Raw genomic sequence first — 21461 nt, 5'->3', positions numbered from 1 at the left:
GATTACCAGTTCTTTCCACGCCACGAAATCAGGATGTTGCGATGCAACGCGCGGCGCGAGATCGTATGACTGTTTCGACGGCAAAAGCGGGTTAACGTGAATAAAAAGTGGCCGAATACCTTCATATAGTCAATCTATCTCGACGCCCTTGCACCGATAGCGCAAAACCCAAATAGCGGAAGAGCAACGAGATACATAGAACAACGAATTAACAGGTTATTCCAGAATCATTCGAACAAGATCGGATCAATAGCCAACGGATGGAGGAACCACTGACATGAAACGCCGCACCGTGTTGGTCGCGATGGCCGCCGCGCCCTTGAGCGCAATGCTCCCGCTTCCCGCGTTCGCGCAGAAACCCATCGTGCTCGGCTTCGCGCAGGTGGGTGCCGAAAGCGAATGGCGCACCGCGAACACCGAGTCGATCAAGTCGAGCGCGAAGGAAGCGGGCATCGACCTGAAATTCTCCGACGCACAGCAGAAGCAGGAAAACCAGATCAAGGCGATTCGCTCGTACATCGCGCAAAAGGTCGATGTGATCGCGTTCTCGCCCGTCGTGGAGACGGGCTGGGAGACCGTGCTCGTCGAAGCGAAGAACGCGAAGATTCCCGTCGTGCTGACGGACCGCGCGATCAGCAGCAAGGACGACACGCTCTATGTGACCTTCATCGGTTCGGACTTCACCGAGGAAGGCCGCAAGGCGGGACGCTGGCTCGTCGAGAAGGAGAAAGGAAATCCGGGGCCCGTCAATATCGTCGAACTGCAGGGCACGGTGGGTTCGGCGCCCGCGATCGATCGCAAGAAGGGCTTCGAGGAAATCATCAAGTCCGATCCGAAGTTCAAGATCATTCGCTCGCAGACAGGCGACTTCACGCGCGCGAAGGGCAAGGAAGTGATGGAGGCGTTCCTCAAGGCCGAAGGCAAGAAGATCAACGTGCTCTACGCGCATAACGACGACATGGCGATCGGCGCGATCCAGGCGATCGAGGAAGCCGGCATGAAACCGGGCAAGGACATCATCATTATTTCCGTCGACGGCGTGAAGGGCGCATTCGAAGCGATGATGGCGGGCAAGCTCAACGTATCGGTCGAATGCAGTCCGCTGCTCGGGCCGCAACTGATGTCGGTCGTGAAGGACATCAAGGCGGGCAAGTCGGTGCCCAAGCGCATCGTCACGCAGGAAAGCATCTTCCCGATGGAGGTCGCGGCGAAGGAATTCCCCAATCGAAAATATTGACCGCCGATGACATCGCCAGTACTGGAGTTGCGCGGCATCGACAAGCGCTTCGCCGGCGTCCATGCGCTGCAGGACGTGAACCTCACGCTGCATCCGGGTGAGGTTCACGCGCTCATGGGCCAGAACGGCGCGGGCAAGTCGACGCTCATCAAGGTGCTGACCGGCGTCGTGCGGCTCGACGCCGGCGAGATCCTGCTCGACGGCCGCGCGATCCGCCCCGACTCGCCGCTCGACGCACAGAAACTCGGCATCAGCACGGTCTATCAGGAAGTGAATCTCTGCCCGAATCTGTCGGTGGCGGAGAACATCTTCGCCGGTTACTTTCCGCGACGCGGCGCGCTGCATGGTTATCGCATCGACTGGGACACGACCCACCGCGAGGCGCGCGAGCTGCTTGCGCGCATCGGGCTCGATATCGACGTGACGCGCGTGCTGACGAGCTATTCGGTCGCCGTGCAGCAGATGGTCGCGATCGCGCGGGCGCTGAAGCTGTCGTCTAAAGTGCTGATTCTCGACGAGCCGACTTCCAGCCTCGACGACGACGAAGTGCGCCGCCTCTTCGACGTATTGCGCCGCCTGCGCGAACAAGGGCTCGCGATTCTCTTCGTCACGCACTTTCTGAACCAGGTCTACGCCATCTCGGATCGCATCACGGTGTTGCGCAACAGCCGGCGCGTGGGCGAATGGCCGACGAGCGAGCTCGGCACGCAGGCGCTCATCGCGGCGATGCTCGGCCGCGAGCTCGCCGCCGCGCAGGCACGCCAGTCGCCGCCCGACGACGTGGAAACGGGCACGAGCGACGCCGCGCTGCTCGATGCCACGCGCCTCGGTCAGAAGGGTCAGCTTCAACCGCTCGATCTGCGCGTGCGCGCGGGCGAAGTGGTCGGCGTCGCGGGCTTGCTCGGCTCGGGCCGCACCGAACTCGCGAAGCTGCTCTTCGGGCTAGAGAAGCCCGACGAAGGCGAACTGCGCATCGACGGCCTGCCCGTCTCGTTCACGACGCCCGCGCAGGCGATCCGTCACGGCATCGCGTTCTGCCCCGAAGAGCGCAAGGCCGATGGCATCGTCGCGGAGCTGTCGCTGCGAGAGAACATCGCGCTCGCGTTGCAGGCGCGCATGGGCGCGCGGCGCTGTCTCACGCGCGCCGAACAGAACGCGCTCGCCGAGCGCTTCGTGCGCGCGCTCGGCATCAAGGCCGCGACCCTCGACATGCCCATCGGACTGCTTTCCGGCGGCAATCAGCAGAAGGCGCTCATCGCGCGATGGCTCGCGACCGAGCCGCGCCTGCTCATTCTCGACGAGCCGACGCGCGGCATCGACGTCGCCGCGAAACAGGAAATCATGGACGAGATACTCAGGCTCGCATCGACGGGCATGGCCGTGCTGTTCATCTCGTCGGAGATCTCGGAGGTGGTGCGCATCGCGAATCGCATCGTCGTGTTGCGCGACCGGCGCAAGGTCGGCGAATTGCCGGCGGGCACGAGCGAGGACACCGTGTGCGAAATGATCGGAGCCGAACATGGATGACGCCGCGCGACGCATGACGCTTCGTTCGATGATGGAGCATCGGCTCGGCTGGCCGCTCGTCACGCTCGCGCTGCTGCTCGCGCTGAACGCGGCGTTCAATCCGGGCTTCCTGCATGTCGAATGGCGCAACGGGCATATTTACGGCAGTCTCGTCGATATCCTCAACCGGGCCGCGCCGCTCGCGGTCGTCGCGCTCGGCATGACCATCGTGATCGCGACGCGCGGCATCGATATCTCCGTGGGCGCGGTCGTCGCCATCGCGGGCGCGGTCGCCGCCTGGGCGATCGGCGGATCGGTCGCGGGCAACGTCACGCGCTTTGCGTTGCCCGTCGTGATCGTGGCCGCGCTCGGCGTCGCGTTGCTGTGCGGCTTGTGGAACGGCCTGCTCGTCGCGCGCGCGGGCATGCAGCCGATCATCGCGACGCTCATCCTGATGGTCGCGGGGCGCGGCATCGCGCAACTCATCACGAACGGCCAGATCATCACGATCTACTACTCGCCCTACTTCTTTTTCGGCGGCGGCTATCTGCTCGGATTGCCCACGTCGATATGGATCGTCGCGCTCGTGTTCGTGCTGCTGTATCTCGCGATCACGCGCACGGCGCTCGGGCTGTTCCTGCAGGCGATCGGCATCAACCCGACCGCCGCGCGCGTCGCGGGCGTGCAGGCGAAGCGGCTCACGCTCGGCGCGTATGCGTTCAGCGGTTTGTGCGCGGGCGTCGCGGGCATTCTCATCAGCTCGAACGTCAAGAGCGCCGACGGCAACAACGCGGGTCTCTTGCTCGAACTCGATGCGATTCTCGCCGTCACGCTCGGCGGCACCGCGCTCACCGGCGGCCGCTTCACGCTCGCGGGCAGCGTGATCGGCGCGCTCATCATCCAGACGCTCACGTATCTGATCTATTCGCTCGGCGTGCCGCCGGAGGTGAATCTCGTGGTGAAGGCGATCGTCGTGTTCGCGGTGATGATGCTGCAATCGGGCGAATTCCGCGCGACGGTCGTGAAGTCCGCGCGCCGCCCCGTTCTTTCGGATCGCGAGGTGCGCCGATGAACTCGCGCCTTCCCAAGCCGCCCGGCGTCGCGCTCGCGCATCGTCGCGACGCCGGCGCACCGGCGCGCAACATCGCGAAGAGCCGCTATCTGCCGCTCGCCGCGACGATGTCGTTGTTCGTTGCGATATCCGTGCTCGGCTCGGTGATGTACACCGGCTTCTTCTCGCCGCAGGTCTTTCTCAATCTGCTGATCGACAATGCGTTTCTGATCGTCGTCGCGGTGGGCGAGACCTTCGTGATTCTGTCCGGCGGCATCGATCTTTCCGTCGGCTCGGTGATCGCGCTCACGACGATGGTCTCCGCCGCGCTCGTCGAGAAAGCGGGCTGGCATCCGCTCGTGGTGATTCCGCTCGTCCTCGCGATGGGCACCGCGTTCGGCACGCTCATGGGCTGGCTGATCGCACGCTTTCGCCTGCAGCCGTTCATCGTCACGCTCGCGGGAATGTTTCTCGCGCGCGGGCTGTGCTATCTCATCAGCATCGATTCGATCAGCATCACCCATCCCTGGTACGCGGCCGTTTCGCAGATTCGCATTCCGGTGATGAGCGGCGCGTCGCTGTCGCTCGGCGCGGTGATCGCGCTCGTCGTGCTCGCCGCCGCGGTGTTCATCGCGCATTACACACCGTTCGGCCGCACCATTTATGCGGTCGGCGGCAATCCGCATTCGGCGCTGCTGATGGGCTTGCCCGTGAACGCGGCGACCATTGGCGCCTATGCGTTGTCGGGGTTCTGCTCCGCGCTCGGCGGCGTGCTGTTCACGTTCTACATGCTCTCGGGCTACGGTTTGCACGCGATGGGCCTCGAACTCGATGCGATCGCTTCCGTCGTCATCGGCGGGACGCTCTTGACGGGCGGCGTCGGCTATGTGATCGGCACGCTGTTCGGCGTGCTCCTGCTCGGCATCATTCAGACGCTGATTTCATTCGACGGCTCGCTCAGCTCATGGTGGACGAAGATCGCGGTCGGCGCGCTGCTGCTCGTGTTCTGTCTGTCGCAGCGGGCCTTCGGCGATCGCTCGGCGGCCAGGCGCTGACACGCGATGGACTATCGTCATCCACAGCCCCGCAAAAGCATGCACGCCCGCATCGTGCAGGAGCTCGGCATCGAAATCGTGAGCGGCAGGCTCAAGCCCGGAGATCGTCTGCCCGCCGAGGCGAAGCTATGCGAAGCGTATGGCGTGAGCCGGCCCGTGCTGCGCGAAGCGACGCGCGTGCTGGTCGCGAAAGGGCTCGTGCTGTCGAAGCCGCGTCTGGGCAGCGTCGTGCGTCCGCGCGATGAATGGCACACGCTCGATCCCGATGTGCTCTTCTGGACCATCAACAGCGTGCATGAAGGCGAATTCTTTCAATCGCTGCTCGTGGTGCGCAGGATCGTCGAACCGGCGGCGGCCGCGCTCGCCGCATCGAATGCGACGGAAGAAGATGTCGTGCGCATTCGCGATGCCTACGAGCGCATGGCGCACGCGGCGACGCCCGAGGCATTGCTCGCGCCCGATCTCGAGTTTCATCGCGCGATCATGTCGGCGACGCACAACGACATGCTGATGTACATCGGACACATGCTGTCGCTCGCGCTGTCGGAGTCGATCAAGCTGACGAGCCGTCATCCGGATACGCATGCGCTTTCATTGCCCCGGCACAAGGCGATTCTTACCGCGATCACGAATCGCGATCCGCTCGGTGCGCGTCATGCGAGTCTCGTGCAACTCGACAATGCAAGGGCCGATGCGGAAAACGTGCTGTCGGCGGTGTATCAGGAGTAGGTCTTTCTAGCTGCTCCTGCGCCACGCGTGGTCCTTCAGCGCCTTCGCCAGCGCATCCACCGGCCACGCTTCATCGACCGCCTGACGCACGAGCGCCTGCTGGCTCTTCGGCGCAAGACCGCCGATGGGTGGATCGCGATCGAGATTCGTCGGGAACGCATAGCCTTCCGCGCATGACGCGATGACCGCATCGATCTGCGCATCGCTCATGCGCCCGGTCGTCCTGAACTCCAGCAACGCCGGATAGACCGACTCGCACATGCGCGCGCGATCGAGCGATTCCATCGCGCGCCCATATGCCGACGAAACCTGCAGCAGATTCGCCATGCGCTGCACGTCGCGCGTATGGTTCGCGCCCGCTGCATGAAAGAGCGCCGGGCTGAAAAAAAGCGCATCGCCTTTTTCAAGCGGCAGTTGAATGTGATGCGCTTCGAAATACTCGCGGAAATCCGCGCGACGCCATGCGAGATAGCCTCGCGCATAACGCTGTGAAAACGGCAGCAGCTTGGTCGGACCGCTTTCGACAGGCATGTCGCTGTGTGCGACCGCGCCCTGCAACGTTAGAAAGGGCGACATCGCGTGGACGTGCGCCGGATAGCGCCGCACTTCATCGGCAGTCTGGAAGCCGAGGTGATAATCGCGGTGCGCCTGTTGCGCGTCCCCGCCCGGACGCACGACATTGACCTGCGATGTCATCTGAAAGCCGGGCCCGAGCCAGGCTTGCGCCGCGCATTCGATGAACGGATTCGCAAAGTAGCGCGCGAACACGCGCGGCGCTTCCAGACAGAGCTTTTCCTGCGCGTTCCAGATGCGATCGTTCGCGCCCGCCTTCGCGAAATGATCGGCTGCGCTCGCGCCTTGTTCGCGCTCCCGGCGAATGATCGACTCGAAGACCTTCGTGGCGTCGTCGACCGGATCGATGTCCGCATACGCATGCCGCAGCACGAGCACGCCCGCGCCGTCGCGCAGCACCGCCGCCCATTCCGCCTGCAAGGCCATGCGCTTCGCCGGATCGTTCAGCGCATCGGCAAGCGCGTCACAGTCATAGAGCGGAATGTCGTGCCGAGTGTCGGACGCGAAAGCGAGCGCGCGCACGATGTCACGCTTCAGGAGACTCGCAAAGTCGTCGAGCGAGCAATCGTCTTCCGTGTACCAGTTCGTCTCGTTCATGTCTCTCTCCGTTTTCATCAAGCATAGCGGCTCTCGCGAAAACGAGACGATCATTCGCGCGCATCAAGCTCGACGACGACGATGCCGCGCGGACGACGTTTCCGCGACCATCAAGCCCGCGACAGATACCGCTCCAGAAACTCGATGAACACCCGAACCTTCGCGGACAGATTCAGCCGCTCGGGATAGATCGCGTAGATATCGGCGGGCGGCATCGACCAGTCGGCGAGCACGCGTTTCAATTCGCCCGAGTCGAGATACGACTGCGCATCCCACTCGGAGCGCGTGAGCACGCCGTGTCCGTCGAGCGCCCAGCGCAAGGTCGCTTCGCCATCGTTGCTGCTCATCGTGCCGTGGACCTTGACGGTCTCGTGGCGCTTACCCTTGGTGAAATGCCAGGTGCCGTACGCGGTGTCGTTTTCACGCAGCACGATGCAGCGATGAGCGCGCAGATCGTCCGGCTCGCGCGGCGTGCCGTGCGCCTTCAAATACGCCGGCGATGCGCACACGAAACGCCGGTTCGCCGCGATCTTTCTTCCGACCACGCGCATGTCCGGCAACTCGCCGAAGCGAATGCCGACATCGAACGCGAACTCCGCGAGGTTCATCGGACGATCGGTGAGATCGAGTTGCACTTCGACCTCCGGATACTGCCGACGAAACGCCGACAGCGCCGGCGCGATATGGCGCCGCCCGAAGCCGAACGTCGCGTTCACCTTCAGCAAGCCGCGCGGCAGATCGCGGCTGCTCGACACCATGCGCTCCAGTTCCTGCACCTGTTCGAGCAGGCGCGAGCCGGTGCCGAGATAGAGCTCGCCTTCCTGTGTCATCGCGAGCCGCCGCGTGGTGCGATTCAACAGCTTCACGCCGAGCCGCCGTTCGAGCTGGCTCAGGCGCGCGCTCACCGCGGGCGGCGTCACGCCGAGCTCGCGCGCGAGCGCCGACAAACTGCCCTGCGTGACGAGCCGAGCAAAAAACTCCAGGTCCGCGATCGAGTTCATTTTTAAATCCAGCTTAACAATAGGTTAAATGAGTCTGCATTTAACAATCCATGTTATCGAATTACACTGGCTTCGACTTATCTGAGAGGCAACGGAGACAGCATGGGACAGACGCTTTACCGCAAGATCGTGGACAGCCACACGGTTTTTCGCGTCGATGACGAGCACGTCGCGCTTTACGCCGATCTGCACATCATGAACGAGTACACGAGCCCGCAGGCCTTTGCGGGACTCGCCGAAAAGAACCTGCCGGTGCGCTGTCCGGAGAAGCAGATGGGCGTCGTCGATCATGTGATTCCGACGCATCCCGTCGCCGTCGACAAGCGCACGATCATGATCGACGCCGCCGCGCAGCAGGCCGCGAACTTCACCCGCAACTGCGCGAAGCACGGCATTCATCTGTTCGACGTGCGGGATCGCGCGCAAGGCATCGAGCATGTGGTCGCGCCGGAAATCGGCCTGATTCGCCCGGGCATGGTCGTGCTGTGCGGCGACAGCCACACGACCACGTATGGCGCGCTCGGCGCGCTTGGCTTCGGCATCGGCACGTCGGAGGTCGAGCATGTGCTCGCGACGCAGACGCTCGTCTATCGCGTCGCTAAGGACATGCGCATCGTCGTGGATGGCGTGCTGCCTCACGGCACGACAGCGAAGGATCTCGTGCTCTACATCATCGCGAAGATCGGTGCGCAGGGCGCGCGCGGTTTCGTCGTCGAATATGCGGGCAGCGCGATCGATGCGCTCTCCGCCGAAGCGCGCATGACCTTGTGCAACATGACCGTCGAAGCGGGCGCGCGCGGCGCGTTGATCGCGCCCGACGAGACGACGATCCGCTATGTCGCCGCGCGCATGGCAGCCGATGCGTACATCGCGCGATGGAAGCAGCTCGCGTCCGACGCCGATGCAACCTTCGAAATCACGCATCGCTTCGACGCACGCGATGTCGCGCCCTTCGTCACGTGGGGCACGAGCCCGGATCAGGCGATCGCGATCGACGCGCGCATTCCCCGCCTCGCAGATGAACCCGCCACGAACCGCAACGCGGCGAAGGCACTGGACTACATGGGCCTCGATGCGGGACAGCCGATCGACGGTCTCGCGATAGATCACGTGTTCATCGGTTCGTGCACGAACGCGCGCATCGAAGACTTGCGCGCCGTCGCCGATATCGTGCGCGGCCGCAAGGTCGCGCCTTCGGTGCGCGCGATGGTCGTGCCCGGGTCCGGCATGGTCCGCGAGCAGGCGGAACGCGAAGGCATCGCGAACGCGCTCATCGAAGCGGGCTTCGAATGGCGTCAGCCCGGCTGCTCGATGTGCCTTGCAATGAACGACGACATCCTGCAACCCGGCCAGCGCTGCGCGTCCACGACCAACCGCAATTTCGAGGGCCGCCAGGGACGCGGCGCCCGCACCCATCTGATGAGTCCCGCGATGGCCGCCGCCGCCGCGCTCGCGGGCCGCATCGTCGACGTACGCAAGGAGATCGAGCATGTCTGAGCACGCAACACTGGCGGGCATTGCCGCGCCGCTTCCGTTGAGCAATCTCGATACCGACCAGATCATGCCCAAGCAGTTCCTGTTCGGCATCGACAAGTGCGGTCTCGCGCGCGGCGTGCTCTACGACTTGCGTTTCGATGCATCGGGCGCGGCGCGCGAAGACTTCGTGCTGAACAAGCCCGACTACGCGGGCGCGCGCATTCTCGTCACGGGCGCGAACTTCGGCTGCGGATCGAGCCGCGAGCATGCCGTCTGGGGCTTGCAGCAAGCGGGCATCGATGCGGTCATCGCGCCGAGCTTCGGCGAGATCTTCTACTTCAACGCGCAGAACAACCGCCTGCTGCTGATCACGCTCGATGAATCCGCCATCGCCGCATTGACCGCGCGCGTGAGCGATGCGAAGACGAATCGCCTGAGCATCGACGTCGCGAATCAGCGCGTGAGCACGAGCGACGGCATCCACTATGCGTTCGATCTGCCGCCGCGCCAGAAGCGCATGTTCATCGAGGGCCTCGACATGATCGGCATGACGCTCGCCGACAGCGATGCCATTCTCGCGTTCGAAGCGAAGCATGAAGCCACGCATCCGTGGATGAAGATCGATCTGCCGGCGCTGCGCAACACCCAGGCGGCATAGGGCGAACAAGCCCCGCGAAAAGAGACGCACGAGCGTCCGTCGCCGCACTATTTCTCATTCAGGAGACACGATATGGAAAGCCCTTCGCTGCGCACGGGCGCGGCGCCGCTCGGATTGCGCGCACGCTTCTCGATGTTGACCATCGGCGGCATGCCGCTCGCAATGTTCGCGGCGCTCGCGCTGGTGACGATCCTCGCCGCCGTCACCGGCAAACTGCCGAACGACATGATCGGCGGCTTCGCCGTGCTGATGCTCTCGGGCCTGTTGCTCGGCGAAGTGGGCATGCGCATTCCGGTGTTCAGGCATATCGGCGGGCCCGCGATTCTTTGCCTCTTCGTGCCTTCCGCGCTGCTCGGCTACAAGCTGATGGACGATGCCGCGCTCAAGGCCATCACCACCACGATGAAGACCGCGAATCTTCAATACCTCTATATCGCGTGTCTCGTCGCGGGCAGCATCCTCGGCATGAATCGCAAGATCCTGATTCAAGGCTTTCTGAAGATGTTCGTGCCCTTGCTGGTCGGCACCGTGACCGCGATCGCGGCGGGCATGCTCGTCGGCCTCATGTTCGGCTACGACCCGAAGCACACGTTCTTCTACATCGTCATGCCGATTCTGGGCGGCGGCATCGGCGAAGGCATTCTGCCCTTGTCGATCGGCTATGCGGAGATCACGGGCGCGGCGCAAGGTCATCTGATCGCAATGATGGTGCCCGCCGCGCTCATCGGCAACGTCGTCGCGATTCTCGCGAGCGGCCTGCTCAAGCGCTTCGGCGAGAAGCATCGCGCATATAGCGGCGACGGCATGCTCGTAAAGAGCGGCGACGATCAGGCGCTGCTGAAGGAGCAGAAGGCCGAAGCCGCGCTGGATCTGCGCCTGATGGGTTTCGGTCTGCTGCTCGGCTGCACGCTCTTCATTCTCGGCATGCTGCTCGCGCCCGTCACCGGCATTCCCGGCCCCGTGCTGATGATCGTCGCGGCCGCCGTGCTGAAGGTCGTGCGCGCGATTCCCGAGCGCATGGAGATCGGCGCGTATCAGATCTACAAGTTCATGTCGACGAATCTCACGTTCGCGATTCTCGTCGGGCTGGGCACGCTGTTCGTGTCGTGGGACAAGCTCGTCGGTGCGTTCTCGCCCGCGTACTTCGTGATCTGCGCCTCGACAGTTGCGGCGATGGTCGTGTCGGGATTTTTCGTGGGTGCGTGGCTGAAAATGTATCCGGTCGAAGCGGCGATCATCACCGCATGCCATAGCGGCCTCGGCGGCACGGGCGACGTCGCGATTCTGTCGTCATCGAACCGCATGGGACTCATGCCCTTCGCGCAGATCTCGACGCGCATCGGCGGCGCGGGCATGGTCGTGTTCGCCACGCTGATGATGAAGTGGTTCGGCTGATACCCATGCCCGCTGAGCGCTCGCGTCAGAAGCGCTCGATCATCCCGACCTGCACGCCCCGCACCGGCGCGCCCGGATAAGCCGCCGGAATGCCGACGACGTTCACGCCGCGCAGCGTGAACGTCGCATCGCCGTGATTGCGCAGCATCGCGCCGCTCGCGTAAAGCAACACCTTCGGCGAAAGATCGTACTCGCACGCGACGCTGAACTGGTCCGCGTCGTTGTCGCCGCCCGAGCGGTCGCGCGCATATGCATAGCCGAGCGACGCGCGCAGGCGCGGCGTCACCGCATAGCGCATCGAGACCGACAGGCCGTCGTCGTGATAGCGCGGCGTTCCGCCATCGCCGTTGAAGTACGACACGAACGCCGTCGTCTTGCCGATACGATACGACACGCCGCCGAGATTCGCGCGCAAGCCGGTGTCGCCCTGCGTCTGCTGATGCGCATAAGAAATGCGAAACGGCCCGTTCTGATACGCGAACGTCTCGTAGTTGCCCGACAGGCCGTTGCCGTCGCCGCTGTCGCGCAATGCGACCATCAGCGTCGTGGTGAAGCCATGAAAATCGGGCGACAGATACGTGATGCCGTTGTTCGTGTAAGGCGTGATCTTCGACAGATTGTTGAGCCCCGACGCGATCGTGCCCGCGCCGAACGCATCGAGTCCGCCCTTGAACGGGATATAGATCGGCGAGTACTGGCGGCCCACGCGCCACTCGCCCCACGGCGCGGCGAGACCGATCCATGCCTGTCGGTTGAAGATCGTGTTGGCCGTCGCGAAGGTGCCGTCGGCGGAGCTGAAGCCGCTTTCGAGATCGAAGAGCAGGCGCGTGCCGTCGCTCAGTTGCTCGTAGCCGCGCAAGCCGAAGCGCGAGCCGCGATACGCGCCCGAATCCATGCGCGGCGTCCATGACGAGCCCGGATTCGTCACCTCGATGCTGGTGTCGATCGTTCCGTACAAGGTCACGGCGCTTTGCGCATGCGCCGCCGGCACGCCGATGCCGCACAGCGTCGACACGGCCAGCAAGCGGGTGAAAGTGGTGGTGAGACGCATGTAGTCTTCGGCCCGGATAGCGCGATCAGCGCTTCAAAGCATAAGCGATGACATAGTCGCCGCGATCGGGCGATTGCCGCGCGCCGCCCGCCGAGATCAGCACGTATTGCCTGCCCGTCTTCGGCGACACATAGCTCATCGGACCGCCCTGGCTTCCGACCGGCAGACGCGCCTTCCACGCTTCCTTGCCGGTGGCGCTGTCGAACGCGCGCAGATAATAGTCCTGCGTGCCCGCGATGAACACGAGGCCGCCTTGCGTCGCGAGCGTGCCGCCGAGCGTCGGCATGCCGATGGGCATCTTCATGCCCATCTTGATGCCGAACGGTCCCGTGTCCTGCACCGTGCCGACGGGCACTTGCCACAGGAGCTTGTGCGTCTTCAGATCGACCGCGGAGAGCGTGCCGAACGGCGGCTTCTGACACGGAATGCCGAGCGGCGACATGAAGCGGTTCTTGTTCACGGCATACGGCGTGCCCTTCAGCGGCACCGCGCCCATGCCCGTGTTCACCGCTTCGCCGCCGTTGCTCGCGGGTCCGCTATCGGTTCTTTGCGGGATCATCTGCACCCAGAGGCCGAGGCGCATGTCGTTCACGAAGATCACGTGATGATTCGGATCGGTCGACAGGCTGCCCCAGTTCATGCCGCCGAGAGAACCCGGAAAGCTCAGCGAGACATCGGTGTCGGGTGCGGTGAAAAGGCCGTCGTAACGCATCGACTTGAAGCTGATGCGGCACATCAACTGATCGAACGGCGTCGCGCCCCACATGTCCGATTCCTTCAGCTTGTCCGCGCCGATCGTCGGCATGCCGACCGAGAAGGGCTGCGTCGCGGCGTACTGCTCGTTGGGAATCGTGCCCGTCTTCACCTCGCGCTCTTCGACACGCGTTAGCGGCTTGCCCGTCATGCGGTCGAGCACGAAGATCTGGCCGGACTTGGTGCCGAACACGACGGCGGGCTTCGTGGTTCCGTCCTGCTCCGGGAAGTCGATGAGGCTCGGCTGCATCGGAATGTCGAAGTCCCACAGGTCGTTGTGGACCGTCTGGTACACCCACTTCTGCTTGCCGGTGGTCGCATCGAGCGCGAGGATCGACGTCGCGTAACGATGATCCAGCGGCGTGCGATTGCCGCCCCACAGGTCCACCGACGAGCTGCCCATCGGGATGAACACGGTGTTCATCGCGGGATCGTAGGACATCGGCGCCCACGAGTTCGGCGTGCTGCGCGCGTAGGTCTGTCCCGGTTGCAGGCGCGCGTTGGGATCGTCGCGGCCCGGATCGAAGGCCCAGCGCATCTCGCCGGTGATCACGTCGAAGCCGCGCAGCACGCCGCCCGGCATGTCGGTCTGGACGTTGTCCGCCACGCGCCCGCCCACGACGACCGTCGTACCCGCGAGCGTCGGCGCCGAGGTCAGCTGATATTTCGGATCGTCGGCCACGCCGAGGCCCGCCTTCAGATTCACGATGCCGTGATCGCCGAAGCCTTCGCACAGCGCACCGCTGTCGGCGTCGATGGCGACGAGGCGCGCATCGATCGTGTTCGTCAGCAAGCGGCGCTGGCAGCTTTCGCCTGCCGCGACGGAAACGGGCATCACGGGCGTCGAACCGGCCACGGAAGGTTGCGTCGAAGGCCGCGTCGCATCGAAATACGCGAGACCGCGGCAGCGATTCCATACCTGCGCCTGCGCGTTGATCTCGCGCTTCCAGATCTGCTTGCCGGTGTCGGCATCGACGGCGATCACGTTGTTGTGCGGCGTGCACATGTAGATGCGATCGCCGATCTGCAGCGGCGTCTGCTGATCTTCAGCGCCGTTGCCGGTCGGGCTCTCGGGCACATCGCCCGTACGGAAGGTCCACGCGACCTGCAGATCCTTCACGTTGTCGCGGGTGATCTGATCGAGCGCCACGAAACGGCTGCCGCCGGGCGTGTTGCCGTAGTTGCTCCAGTCCTTCTGCTCGAGTTCCTTCGCGACGGGCACGAGCGGCGCTTCGCTGCCATCGGATGCGACGGTCGGATGCGGCTGGAACATCTGCACGAAGGTGACGAGCATGCAAAGCGCGATGACGGCGGCAAGGCCGTATGCGCGCTTCGACGCGGGCCGGCCGGTCTCGCGCCGGCGCAGCGATGGCCACGTGACGAGCGCGAGCACCATGAAGCCGGCCGGCAGCATCAGACGCGAAACCAGCGGCCAGAAATCGAAACCGGCGTCGAGGGGCGCCCAGATCAAGGTGCCGATGAACGCCGCGCCGAACAGCAGCACCGCCGACGACTTCGCGCGCATGAACTGCACCGCGGACACGACGATGACCGCGCCCGCGATCACGAAATAGGGACTGCCATGCAGAAGCGCGAGCTTCGCGCCGCCGGCGACAAAGAACAGACCTGTGGCCAGCAGCGCGAGGCCCAGCAAAACACACCCGGCTCTCAGCGCGGCTGAAAGACGGGCTTCACTCGTAGACATCGAATCTTCTCCAGGAATCTGCCATGCGATCCGGTATCGGCCAAAGAAAGGGCATCGCGCGGCCATGAGGCGCCGCGCGATGAAAACGTTCCCGTGAAGTCGGCGCGTCGAGCGACGCGCTTCGTCATCCGCCGATGCCGCCGCACTCGACAAATGGGCAACGCGTGAATGCGTGCGCCGATGTGCGCGGCTGGATCGCCTGCCCGGCGCGGCCGATACGAACCGGCCGGGACATTGGCGTAAACCTCTATATTCTAACTGGATAGTTAAATGTTTGCATGGTTCCGGCGTGGATGCGGCGTGCGCTCATGCCTCGTGTGCGTGCGCGAACGCATCGCCTTCGTACTCGAGCCATGTGCGAAACAGCACGATCAGATCGTTGCCGGCCTTTTCATCGGCGACATAGGTGCAATAGCTTCGTGACGGCAGGCGCGGACCGTCGAACGGCGCGACGAGCCGGCCCGCAGCGAGATCGTCGGCGACGAGCGCGCTCGGGCCCATCGCGATGCCCATGCCATCGACGGCCGCCTGCAAGGTCAGATAGAAGTGATCGAAGGTCAGCACCGCCGCGGGCACGAGCGCGGGCATGTCCGCCTGCGCGAGCCAGTCCGGCCAGACGCGGGGAAGGCTCGACGTATGCAGCAGCGTGTGCCGCCGCATGTCTTCGGGCGTGCGCAGGGGCAGGCGCCGCAACAGCGCCGGACTGCATACCGGCAAACGCTCTTCCCTCAAGAACGGACGCATCACGTAGCCGTAAAACGTGTCCGGGCCGCCCCGGATGACGATGTCGCTCGCGTCCTTCAGGCGCTCGACCGGTTCGTTCGAGGTCTCGATTCTGACTTCGACATCGGCATGACGCGCGCGGAATTTTTCCAGCCTCGGCACGAGCCAGCGCAAGGTGAAGCTCGCGGGCGCATTGACGGTAAGCGTCCGCGACACGGCTTCGGACAGACCATAGCGCGCGGTGGCCTGCGCAAGCCGCTCGAAGAGCGGGCCGATTTCCGCGAGATAGGCGCGCGCTGCCGGCGTCAGCACCACGCGCCGGTTATGGCGCTCGAACAAGGGCGCGCCGAGCCACGCTTCGAGCAGGCGCACCTGCTGACTGATCGCACCGTGCGTCACATGTAATTCATCGGCGGCTTGCTTGAAGCTGCCGAGCCGCCCCGCAGCCTCGAAAGCGCGCAGCGCGTTGAGCGAAGGCAGTGTCGGTCTCATTCGCGAGAGTTTTTCTAACACGACAACGCAATTTATATGGTTTGTGAGCGCGCCACAAGATAGTTAATCTACGAACCACCCGTCACATAACCGACATAAAAACGCATGTTCACTTACACCGGCGGCGTCGTTCTCTTCGCAGCGGTGCTGCACGCGAGTTGGAACGCGATGCTTCACGGCAACCGCGACCGGTTCCTGTCGATGACCTGGATGAGCATCGCCATCGGCGTCGTGTCGGCGCTCGTCGTCTTCTATTTGCCGATGCCCGCGCGGGCTGCGTGGCCGTATATCGTCGCGTCGGGGCTCGTGCACATCGTCTATAACGTGAGCCTCGTGCGCTCGTATCGTCGCGGCGATCTCGCTCAGGCTTATCCGATCGCGCGCGGATCGTCGCCGATGCTCGTCACGCTCGGCGCGGCCCTCTTCGCGCACGAAGCGATCGGCCCGGTGCACGCGTTCGGGATCGTGCTGATTTCGGGCGGCATCATGGCGCTCGCGTTGCAGGGCGGCCGCGTGTCGCGCGCGGGCGCGGTCGCTGCATTGACGACGGGCGTGACCATCGCGATCTATACGGTGATCGACGGCATCGGCGTGCGCCTGTCCGATGGCGAAGCGCTCACGTATACCGCGTGGATGTTCATGTTCTATTGGTTCATGCCGGTGATCTTCGTCGCCCGACGCGGCTTCGCGGCGCTCTGGACGCCCGTTACGGAAGCGCCGATGGCCGTGGGCTCATCGCTCGCGGGCGGCCTCGTCTCGATTGCGGCCTACGGCATCGTGATCTGGGCGATGCAGTCCGGCGCGATGGGCGCGGTGTCCGCGTTGCGCGAGACCAGTGTCGTGTTCGCCGCGCTCATCGGCCGCGTATTCCTGCGGGAGCCGGTCAGCGCGAAGCGCTGGCTCGCGTGCGTGGTGGTCGCGGCCGGAGCCGTCTGTCTCGGGCTTTGAACGGCCGGCATTCTTTCACCGGTAAGCCGCATGCCGCGAACTGAGGGACAAGCGACCCTTTATTTGACGGATCGGGATTGCGCGGGGTTCGATAAATTGCTCATCGTGGCATTGGGCCCGCTGGCAATCGACAAGGCACAGTGTCCGTGGCGCGCGTAGGGCGCGATGTCCTGTGTTATCCGGAAGAATCGAGAAGAACCTTGCAACCCGTACATGAATGGCACGCGGCGCCTTTGCCCGCCGATGAAGCGAAGCGGCTCCGCTTGCTGCACAGCCTCGACCTGCTCGACACGCCTCAGGAGGAAGTCTTCGATCGCGTGACGCGCGTCGTCGCGGAATTGTTGCAGGTGCCGATCGCGCTCATATCGCTCGTCGATGAACATCGGCAATGGTTCAAGTCGCGCGTCGGACTCGATGTATGCGAGACCGCGCGCGATGTGTCTTTCTGCTCGTACGCGCTGCATTCCGAACGTCTGCTGCTCGTCGAGGACGCACACGCGGATGCGCGTTTCGCCGGCAATCCGCACGTGATCGGCGCGCCTCATGTCCGCTTCTACGCGGGCGTGCCGTTGCGCTCGTCGCACGGCCCCGTGCTCGGCACGCTGTGCGCAATCGACACGAAGCCGCGAACGCTCAGCGCCGCCGCGCAGGCCGCGTTGTGCGATCTCGCGGCGACCATCGAGCGTGAGATCGCGCAGCGCGAAGCCGCACGCGAGACGCGCGAGATTCAGGAAGTCGACCGCCGCAAGCTGCGCCTGTCCGAGACGCGCTTTCATACGATCTTCGAGCAGACGCCGACGGGCAAGGCGATCGTCGATCTGGACGGCCGCTTCGTCGAAGTCAATCCGAAGCTCTGCGAGATCACCGGCTACAGCGCCGACGAGCTCGTCACGATGACCTTTCAGCAGATCACCGAAGAAGCCGACCTTCCCGCCGACCTGCAACTCGTCGCCGAACTGCTCGACGGCACGCGGACCACCTATACGCTGGAAAAGCGCTATCGCCGCCGCGACGGCGACCTCGTGTGGATCGAGCTCTCCGTTGCGCTGCTTCGCGACGATCGCGGCCTGCCGGTGCACTTCGTGAGCGTGATGCACGACATCACGAGCCGCAAGTACAGCGAACAGGTGTTGCGCGATTACCGGCAGGAACTCGAGCGCCGCGTGCTCGAACGCACCCGCGAGCTCACCAGCAACCGCGCCGCATTGCAGACGATCACGGACAACCTGCCGGTGCTGATCGCTCATGTCGATGCCGGCCTGCGCTATCGCTTCAACAACCAGGTGTACCGCGAGGTGTTCGGCGTCGAGCCGGCCGCACTGCGCGGCAAGGCCGTGCGCGACACGATCGGCGCGGCGACCTTCGAGCGCTGTCTGCCCTACTTTCGCCGCGTGCTCGCGGGCGAACGCGTGACCCACGAGGACATCGTCTACGAGGGCGCGCCGAGCCGCATCTGGAACGCGACGTATATCCCCGAGTTCCAGCGCGACGATGTCGTCGGCTTCTACATCATGTCGCAGGACATTACCGAGACCAAGCGGCGCGAGAATCAGATGCGCTCCGAAGTCATGCTCGATGCGCTCACGGGCCTGCCGAACCGGCGCGCGCTCGCCGAGCAACTCGCCCTGTGCATCGAAGCCGCACGCGACGAGTCCGTGCCCTTCGCGCTCTTCTTCATGGACCTCGACGGCTTCAAGAGCGTCAACGACCAGCACGGCCACGACGCCGGCGACACGCTGTTGAGGCAGGTCGCCGCGCGCCTGAAGAAGACCACGCGCGCGGGCGATCTCGTCTGCCGTCTCGCCGGCGACGAATTCGTGCTGCTGGCGCGCGGCATCTCATCGTCGAGTGCGTGCAGCCGGATCGCGCAGGACATTTGCCGTGCGATCGGCCGGCCGTTCGAGCTCGGTCAGGCCGAAGCGCAACTCGGCACGAGCGTCGGCATCGCGATGTGCGCGGGCGGCTTCGACACATCCGCCGAAGCGATACTCGGCGACGCGGACCGCGCGATGTACGAGGCCAAGCGCAAGGGGCGCAACGGTTTTCGCTTCGCCTCCGTGCTCGCGGACGCCCCGCCGACCATCAATAACTATCTCGACGGCAAATGCCACGACGCCGTGCGCCACTGAATTTTCACGATACGGAATTGAGGTCCGTTTCTCGAAAATTCACGCTGCATGGCAGCATGGCGCGAATTGCACATCGGAGAACGGGCTTTCTCATCATGGGAGCGTGCGCTTAGCCTATTGATTTGTATCGATTTTTATTTGGTGGGGGACACCACCTATCGCCGACGGAAGCCGTCGTTTCTTCGCTAATCTCTTATACAAGAGGTGCACGTCGCAAAGCCGCGCGAGCCGCCCGATGCTTTCCAATCAAGCTGGAGAAACGCGATGCAGAATGTCTATATCGAACCGATGCCGAAGGGCCAATGGGGGCCGATCGACGGCTATGCGCTCGAATTCCACGACGGCACGAGAATGACGCAGCAAAGCTATCGGTCGGAGCGGCTCGCCGTCGATGAAATCAAACTGCGCGGCTATTCGCCGATGGTGGCGAAAGTGCGCGTGACGGATAAGACCGTCGACGAACATTGGGAGCTTGTCGAGTAAGCGTTGCGCACGCGCTTCGCGTTTCGCGCGAAGCGCTTTCCTGTCTCCCGCTACGCTCCTTTTTCGCGCGACGAACGTATCAATGCGGCACGCGACACATCCTTCGCCAGGCATGCATTCAACCCGCGCCTGATCTCAAATCCACGCACCGCCTTCAGCGGATACGACGGCGCGAGGCTCAATACTTCTTCTTGCTCGGCCGCCAGCTATCGTCGGCGGTCATGGCCGGCTTCACCGGTTGAGCAATGGCCGTCACTTTTTGAAATTCCTTCGCGTCGGTTTTCGGTCGTGTGCCCGGCGCGGCACGCGGCGCCGCGCGCGTCTGCCGTGGCTTGGGGTCCGGTTTCGATGCGTGGTGCGGCGCTCGCTCGACACATGCGCGATTGGACTTGTGCGGACAAGCGGCGGATTTCGGTGCGGGTTTCGATGCCGTTTTGGAAGCGGACTTCAATGCAGGCTTCGATGCAGGCTTCGACGTGGTCTTGAGCGCGCGCGTGGCGCCGGGTGTCGCGTCTTTCTTATCGACCGAACGTTCGACCACGCCGCTTTGATGCGCGCCGTCGTTGCCCGACGCGGTGACCGGGATCAACGGCGAAGCGGATTGGACTGAAGGATAGCTTGCCGCCCGAGTCGAGCCGTCTACGATCCGGTCGGCCGAATCGATATTCGGCGCGGCTTCAGCGACCTTCGGCGCGGCGAGGCCGACCGTGCCCGCGACAGCCACAGGCAGCGCCGCCGCCCTCGGCGTGGACGCACGTTGCTCGAAGTAAGCGCGCGCGATGAAGCACGCCCCGAGCACGACGGCGGCCATTGCGACGGTCGCAAGAATCGAATGGGATGAACGTTGGGTGTCGAGAACCGCCGCGCTGCTGGACACGGACGCGGGTGCGGGTAAACGCGCCTCGTAGGTCCTGGGACGCACGAACCAGCGCACACGGGCTACCTCGTGGGGTTCCTGAAAATGGCGCGTCACGCCCCGCGCCGCCTCGACCGCGCGCAACGCCGTCTCCGCGCCCTTCGTCAACACCGCCCCGTGCCGGTCGGCGCCGCAGAACGGACACACCCTTTCTTCTACTGATGAAAGGGTTTCACATCGGGGGCAGATGACGAAATAAAGCGACGGGCCATCGCCTCGCTGTTCCATTGTCACAACTCCATCCGAATAGTTCGGAAGGCCGATCGACAATCAGCGATCGTCCGGTCGCAAGTAATACATACGAATCACCGTAGCATACCGGGCATTGTTTCGGAAGATCAAACCTCTGCTTTGAGGAAACCGAATCATCAGTCGAATCAAGGTCTTGGGGCGAATAGGCGAAGCCGCATAGGGCCTCACCCTTTCGACATCCCGCCCACCACCCGGCGCGGCAAATGCGGCGCGGTCTGCGCGATATGGTCGAGCTCGTCGCGCACCGCGTCGATCACGCACGGGTCACGCACGCGAGGATCGGCGGCGTGGATCGCCTCGAGACGCCGCCGCACCGCGCCGTACTGCGCGCCCGCACGGCGATGCAGCTCCGCCCGCTCGCTGTAGCGCAGGAACGTCTGCAACGAGGCCAGCACCGCGGCGCTCAGACTCGTCATGCCGATGACCACGCGCACGTCCGGCGACACCACCGTCGCAACGAGTGACAGAAACGCCGACGTGCCCGTGGCCGCCGTGATGCCGATGACCGCAAGGCCGAGCCGCCTGCCGCAGCGCGTGAGCCTGTCGGCCATTGTGTAATGACGAACCTGCGATTCGCGCGCGCGCCGGATCCACGCCAGCACGAGCGCCGGCGTGTCGCGAGGCGGGTCATACGAGGAAGCGGCAACGGTCGGTTGCGATCGAAGAAGCGTGTCGGTCATGTTTTAGGCACTCTGCGAAACAGACCTCATCTTCCCTGCGTATCCGGACAC

18 protein-coding genes are annotated in these 21461 nt (G+C 64.2%); 11 read left to right on the top strand and 7 right to left on the bottom strand.

Features of this window, described 5'->3' with window-relative positions:
• Positions 1-277: 277 nt before the first annotated feature.
• From U4Y90_RS23620 to U4Y90_RS23600, 5 genes are read left to right on the top strand one after another with little or no spacing between them, the layout of a single operon-like run.
• Positions 278-1237 (top strand): ABC transporter substrate-binding protein, encoded by a 960-nt coding sequence (locus U4Y90_RS23620; protein ID WP_321798164.1) that lies wholly within the window; start codon positions 278-280, stop codon positions 1235-1237.
• Between the two features lie 6 nt (positions 1238-1243).
• Positions 1244-2764 (top strand): sugar ABC transporter ATP-binding protein, encoded by a 1521-nt coding sequence (locus U4Y90_RS23615; protein WP_321798163.1) that lies wholly within the window; start codon positions 1244-1246, stop codon positions 2762-2764.
• Positions 2757-3815, top strand: coding sequence for an ABC transporter permease (locus U4Y90_RS23610; RefSeq protein ID WP_321798162.1), 1059 nt, complete (start codon positions 2757-2759; stop codon positions 3813-3815). The genes U4Y90_RS23615 and U4Y90_RS23610 overlap by 8 nt, the downstream gene beginning before the upstream one ends.
• Positions 3812-4849: a galactofuranose ABC transporter, permease protein YjfF gene (gene yjfF / locus U4Y90_RS23605; RefSeq protein ID WP_321798161.1), complete on the top strand. Its 1038-nt coding sequence runs from the start codon at positions 3812-3814 to the stop codon at positions 4847-4849. The genes U4Y90_RS23610 and yjfF overlap by 4 nt, the downstream gene beginning before the upstream one ends.
• A 6-nt stretch (positions 4850-4855) precedes the next feature.
• A complete protein-coding gene (locus U4Y90_RS23600) occupies positions 4856-5578 on the top strand; it encodes a FadR/GntR family transcriptional regulator (protein ID WP_321798159.1) in 723 nt (240 codons plus the stop codon).
• A 6-nt stretch (positions 5579-5584) separates the two neighbouring features.
• Here the strand turns inward: U4Y90_RS23600 and U4Y90_RS23595 are convergent, their stop codons facing one another.
• Positions 5585-6748: a phytanoyl-CoA dioxygenase family protein gene (locus tag U4Y90_RS23595; RefSeq protein ID WP_321798158.1), complete on the bottom strand. Its 1164-nt coding sequence runs from the start codon at positions 6746-6748 to the stop codon at positions 5585-5587.
• 110 nt (positions 6749-6858) lie between these two features.
• Positions 6859-7749: a LysR substrate-binding domain-containing protein gene (locus U4Y90_RS23590; RefSeq protein ID WP_321798156.1), complete on the bottom strand. Its 891-nt coding sequence runs from the start codon at positions 7747-7749 to the stop codon at positions 6859-6861.
• Positions 7750-7851: 102 nt separating this feature from the next.
• Here U4Y90_RS23590 and leuC point away from each other — a divergent pair, with 102 nt between their 5' ends.
• From leuC to U4Y90_RS23575, 3 genes are all read left to right on the top strand, one after another.
• Positions 7852-9246 (top strand): 3-isopropylmalate dehydratase large subunit, encoded by a 1395-nt coding sequence (leuC, locus tag U4Y90_RS23585; RefSeq protein ID WP_321798154.1) that lies wholly within the window; start codon positions 7852-7854, stop codon positions 9244-9246.
• The gene (gene leuD, locus U4Y90_RS23580; protein ID WP_321798153.1) at positions 9239-9883 is read left to right on the top strand and encodes a 3-isopropylmalate dehydratase small subunit; all 645 of its coding nucleotides are present in this window, start codon (positions 9239-9241) and stop codon (positions 9881-9883) included. The genes leuC and leuD overlap by 8 nt, the downstream gene beginning before the upstream one ends.
• A 72-nt stretch (positions 9884-9955) precedes the next feature.
• On the top strand, positions 9956-11278 hold the full coding sequence (locus U4Y90_RS23575; protein ID WP_321798151.1) for a 2-hydroxycarboxylate transporter family protein: 1323 nt from the start codon (positions 9956-9958) through the stop codon (positions 11276-11278).
• Positions 11279-11303: 25 nt separating this feature from the next.
• Here U4Y90_RS23575 and U4Y90_RS23570 read toward each other — a convergent pair whose 3' ends face one another.
• From U4Y90_RS23570 to gcvA, 3 genes are all read right to left on the bottom strand, one after another.
• The gene (locus tag U4Y90_RS23570; protein ID WP_321798150.1) at positions 11304-12329 is read right to left on the bottom strand and encodes a porin; all 1026 of its coding nucleotides are present in this window, start codon (positions 12327-12329) and stop codon (positions 11304-11306) included.
• A 25-nt stretch (positions 12330-12354) separates the two neighbouring features.
• Positions 12355-14787, bottom strand: a complete 2433-nt coding sequence (locus U4Y90_RS23565) for a glucose/quinate/shikimate family membrane-bound PQQ-dependent dehydrogenase (RefSeq protein ID WP_321798149.1) — start codon at positions 14785-14787, stop codon at positions 12355-12357.
• A 306-nt stretch (positions 14788-15093) separates the two neighbouring features.
• On the bottom strand, positions 15094-16002 hold the full coding sequence (gene gcvA, locus U4Y90_RS23560) for a transcriptional regulator GcvA (RefSeq protein WP_321798148.1): 909 nt from the start codon (positions 16000-16002) through the stop codon (positions 15094-15096).
• Positions 16003-16107: 105 nt separating this feature from the next.
• Between gcvA and U4Y90_RS23555 the strand changes: the two genes are divergently transcribed.
• From U4Y90_RS23555 to U4Y90_RS23545, 3 genes are all read left to right on the top strand, one after another.
• A complete protein-coding gene (locus U4Y90_RS23555; RefSeq protein ID WP_321798147.1) occupies positions 16108-16950 on the top strand; it encodes a DMT family transporter in 843 nt (280 codons plus the stop codon).
• A gap of 200 nt (positions 16951-17150) precedes the next feature.
• Complete coding sequence (locus tag U4Y90_RS23550) at positions 17151-19079, top strand: diguanylate cyclase domain-containing protein (protein WP_321798145.1); 1929 nt, start codon at positions 17151-17153, stop codon at positions 19077-19079.
• A gap of 264 nt (positions 19080-19343) precedes the next feature.
• Positions 19344-19562, top strand: a complete 219-nt coding sequence (locus tag U4Y90_RS23545) for a hypothetical protein (protein WP_321798143.1) — start codon at positions 19344-19346, stop codon at positions 19560-19562.
• 178 nt (positions 19563-19740) lie between these two features.
• Here U4Y90_RS23545 and U4Y90_RS23540 read toward each other — a convergent pair whose 3' ends face one another.
• Both U4Y90_RS23540 and U4Y90_RS23535 read right to left on the bottom strand, forming a co-directional pair.
• Positions 19741-20589, bottom strand: a complete 849-nt coding sequence (locus U4Y90_RS23540; RefSeq protein WP_321798142.1) for a hypothetical protein — start codon at positions 20587-20589, stop codon at positions 19741-19743.
• 305 nt (positions 20590-20894) lie between these two features.
• Positions 20895-21410: an SLATT domain-containing protein gene (locus tag U4Y90_RS23535; protein WP_321798141.1), complete on the bottom strand. Its 516-nt coding sequence runs from the start codon at positions 21408-21410 to the stop codon at positions 20895-20897.
• Positions 21411-21461 lie beyond the last annotated feature (51 nt).

The organism is Caballeronia sp. J97, assembly GCF_905220305.1.
Taxonomy (GTDB): Bacteria; Pseudomonadota; Gammaproteobacteria; order Burkholderiales; family Burkholderiaceae; genus Caballeronia.
Note: the sequence above shows the minus strand (reverse complement) of the source record. Positions and strands in the feature narration are given on the sequence as shown.

Coding starts and splice junctions, on each gene's coding strand:
- U4Y90_RS23620 (WP_321798164.1), top strand. CDS start 278: ATGAAACGCCGCACCGTGTTGGTCGCGATGGCCGCCGCGCCCTTGAGC.
- U4Y90_RS23615 (WP_321798163.1), top strand. CDS start 1,244: ATGACATCGCCAGTACTGGAGTTGCGCGGCATCGACAAGCGCTTCGCC.
- U4Y90_RS23610 (WP_321798162.1), top strand. CDS start 2,757: ATGGATGACGCCGCGCGACGCATGACGCTTCGTTCGATGATGGAGCAT.
- yjfF (WP_321798161.1), top strand. CDS start 3,812: ATGAACTCGCGCCTTCCCAAGCCGCCCGGCGTCGCGCTCGCGCATCGT.
- U4Y90_RS23600 (WP_321798159.1), top strand. CDS start 4,856: ATGGACTATCGTCATCCACAGCCCCGCAAAAGCATGCACGCCCGCATC.
- U4Y90_RS23595 (WP_321798158.1), bottom strand. CDS start 6,748: ATGAACGAGACGAACTGGTACACGGAAGACGATTGCTCGCTCGACGAC.
- U4Y90_RS23590 (WP_321798156.1), bottom strand. CDS start 7,749: ATGAACTCGATCGCGGACCTGGAGTTTTTTGCTCGGCTCGTCACGCAG.
- leuC (WP_321798154.1), top strand. CDS start 7,852: ATGGGACAGACGCTTTACCGCAAGATCGTGGACAGCCACACGGTTTTT.
- leuD (WP_321798153.1), top strand. CDS start 9,239: ATGTCTGAGCACGCAACACTGGCGGGCATTGCCGCGCCGCTTCCGTTG.
- U4Y90_RS23575 (WP_321798151.1), top strand. CDS start 9,956: ATGGAAAGCCCTTCGCTGCGCACGGGCGCGGCGCCGCTCGGATTGCGC.
- U4Y90_RS23570 (WP_321798150.1), bottom strand. CDS start 12,329: ATGCGTCTCACCACCACTTTCACCCGCTTGCTGGCCGTGTCGACGCTG.
- U4Y90_RS23565 (WP_321798149.1), bottom strand. CDS start 14,787: ATGTCTACGAGTGAAGCCCGTCTTTCAGCCGCGCTGAGAGCCGGGTGT.
- gcvA (WP_321798148.1), bottom strand. CDS start 16,002: ATGAGACCGACACTGCCTTCGCTCAACGCGCTGCGCGCTTTCGAGGCT.
- U4Y90_RS23555 (WP_321798147.1), top strand. CDS start 16,108: ATGTTCACTTACACCGGCGGCGTCGTTCTCTTCGCAGCGGTGCTGCAC.
- U4Y90_RS23545 (WP_321798143.1), top strand. CDS start 19,344: ATGCAGAATGTCTATATCGAACCGATGCCGAAGGGCCAATGGGGGCCG.
- U4Y90_RS23535 (WP_321798141.1), bottom strand. CDS start 21,410: ATGACCGACACGCTTCTTCGATCGCAACCGACCGTTGCCGCTTCCTCG.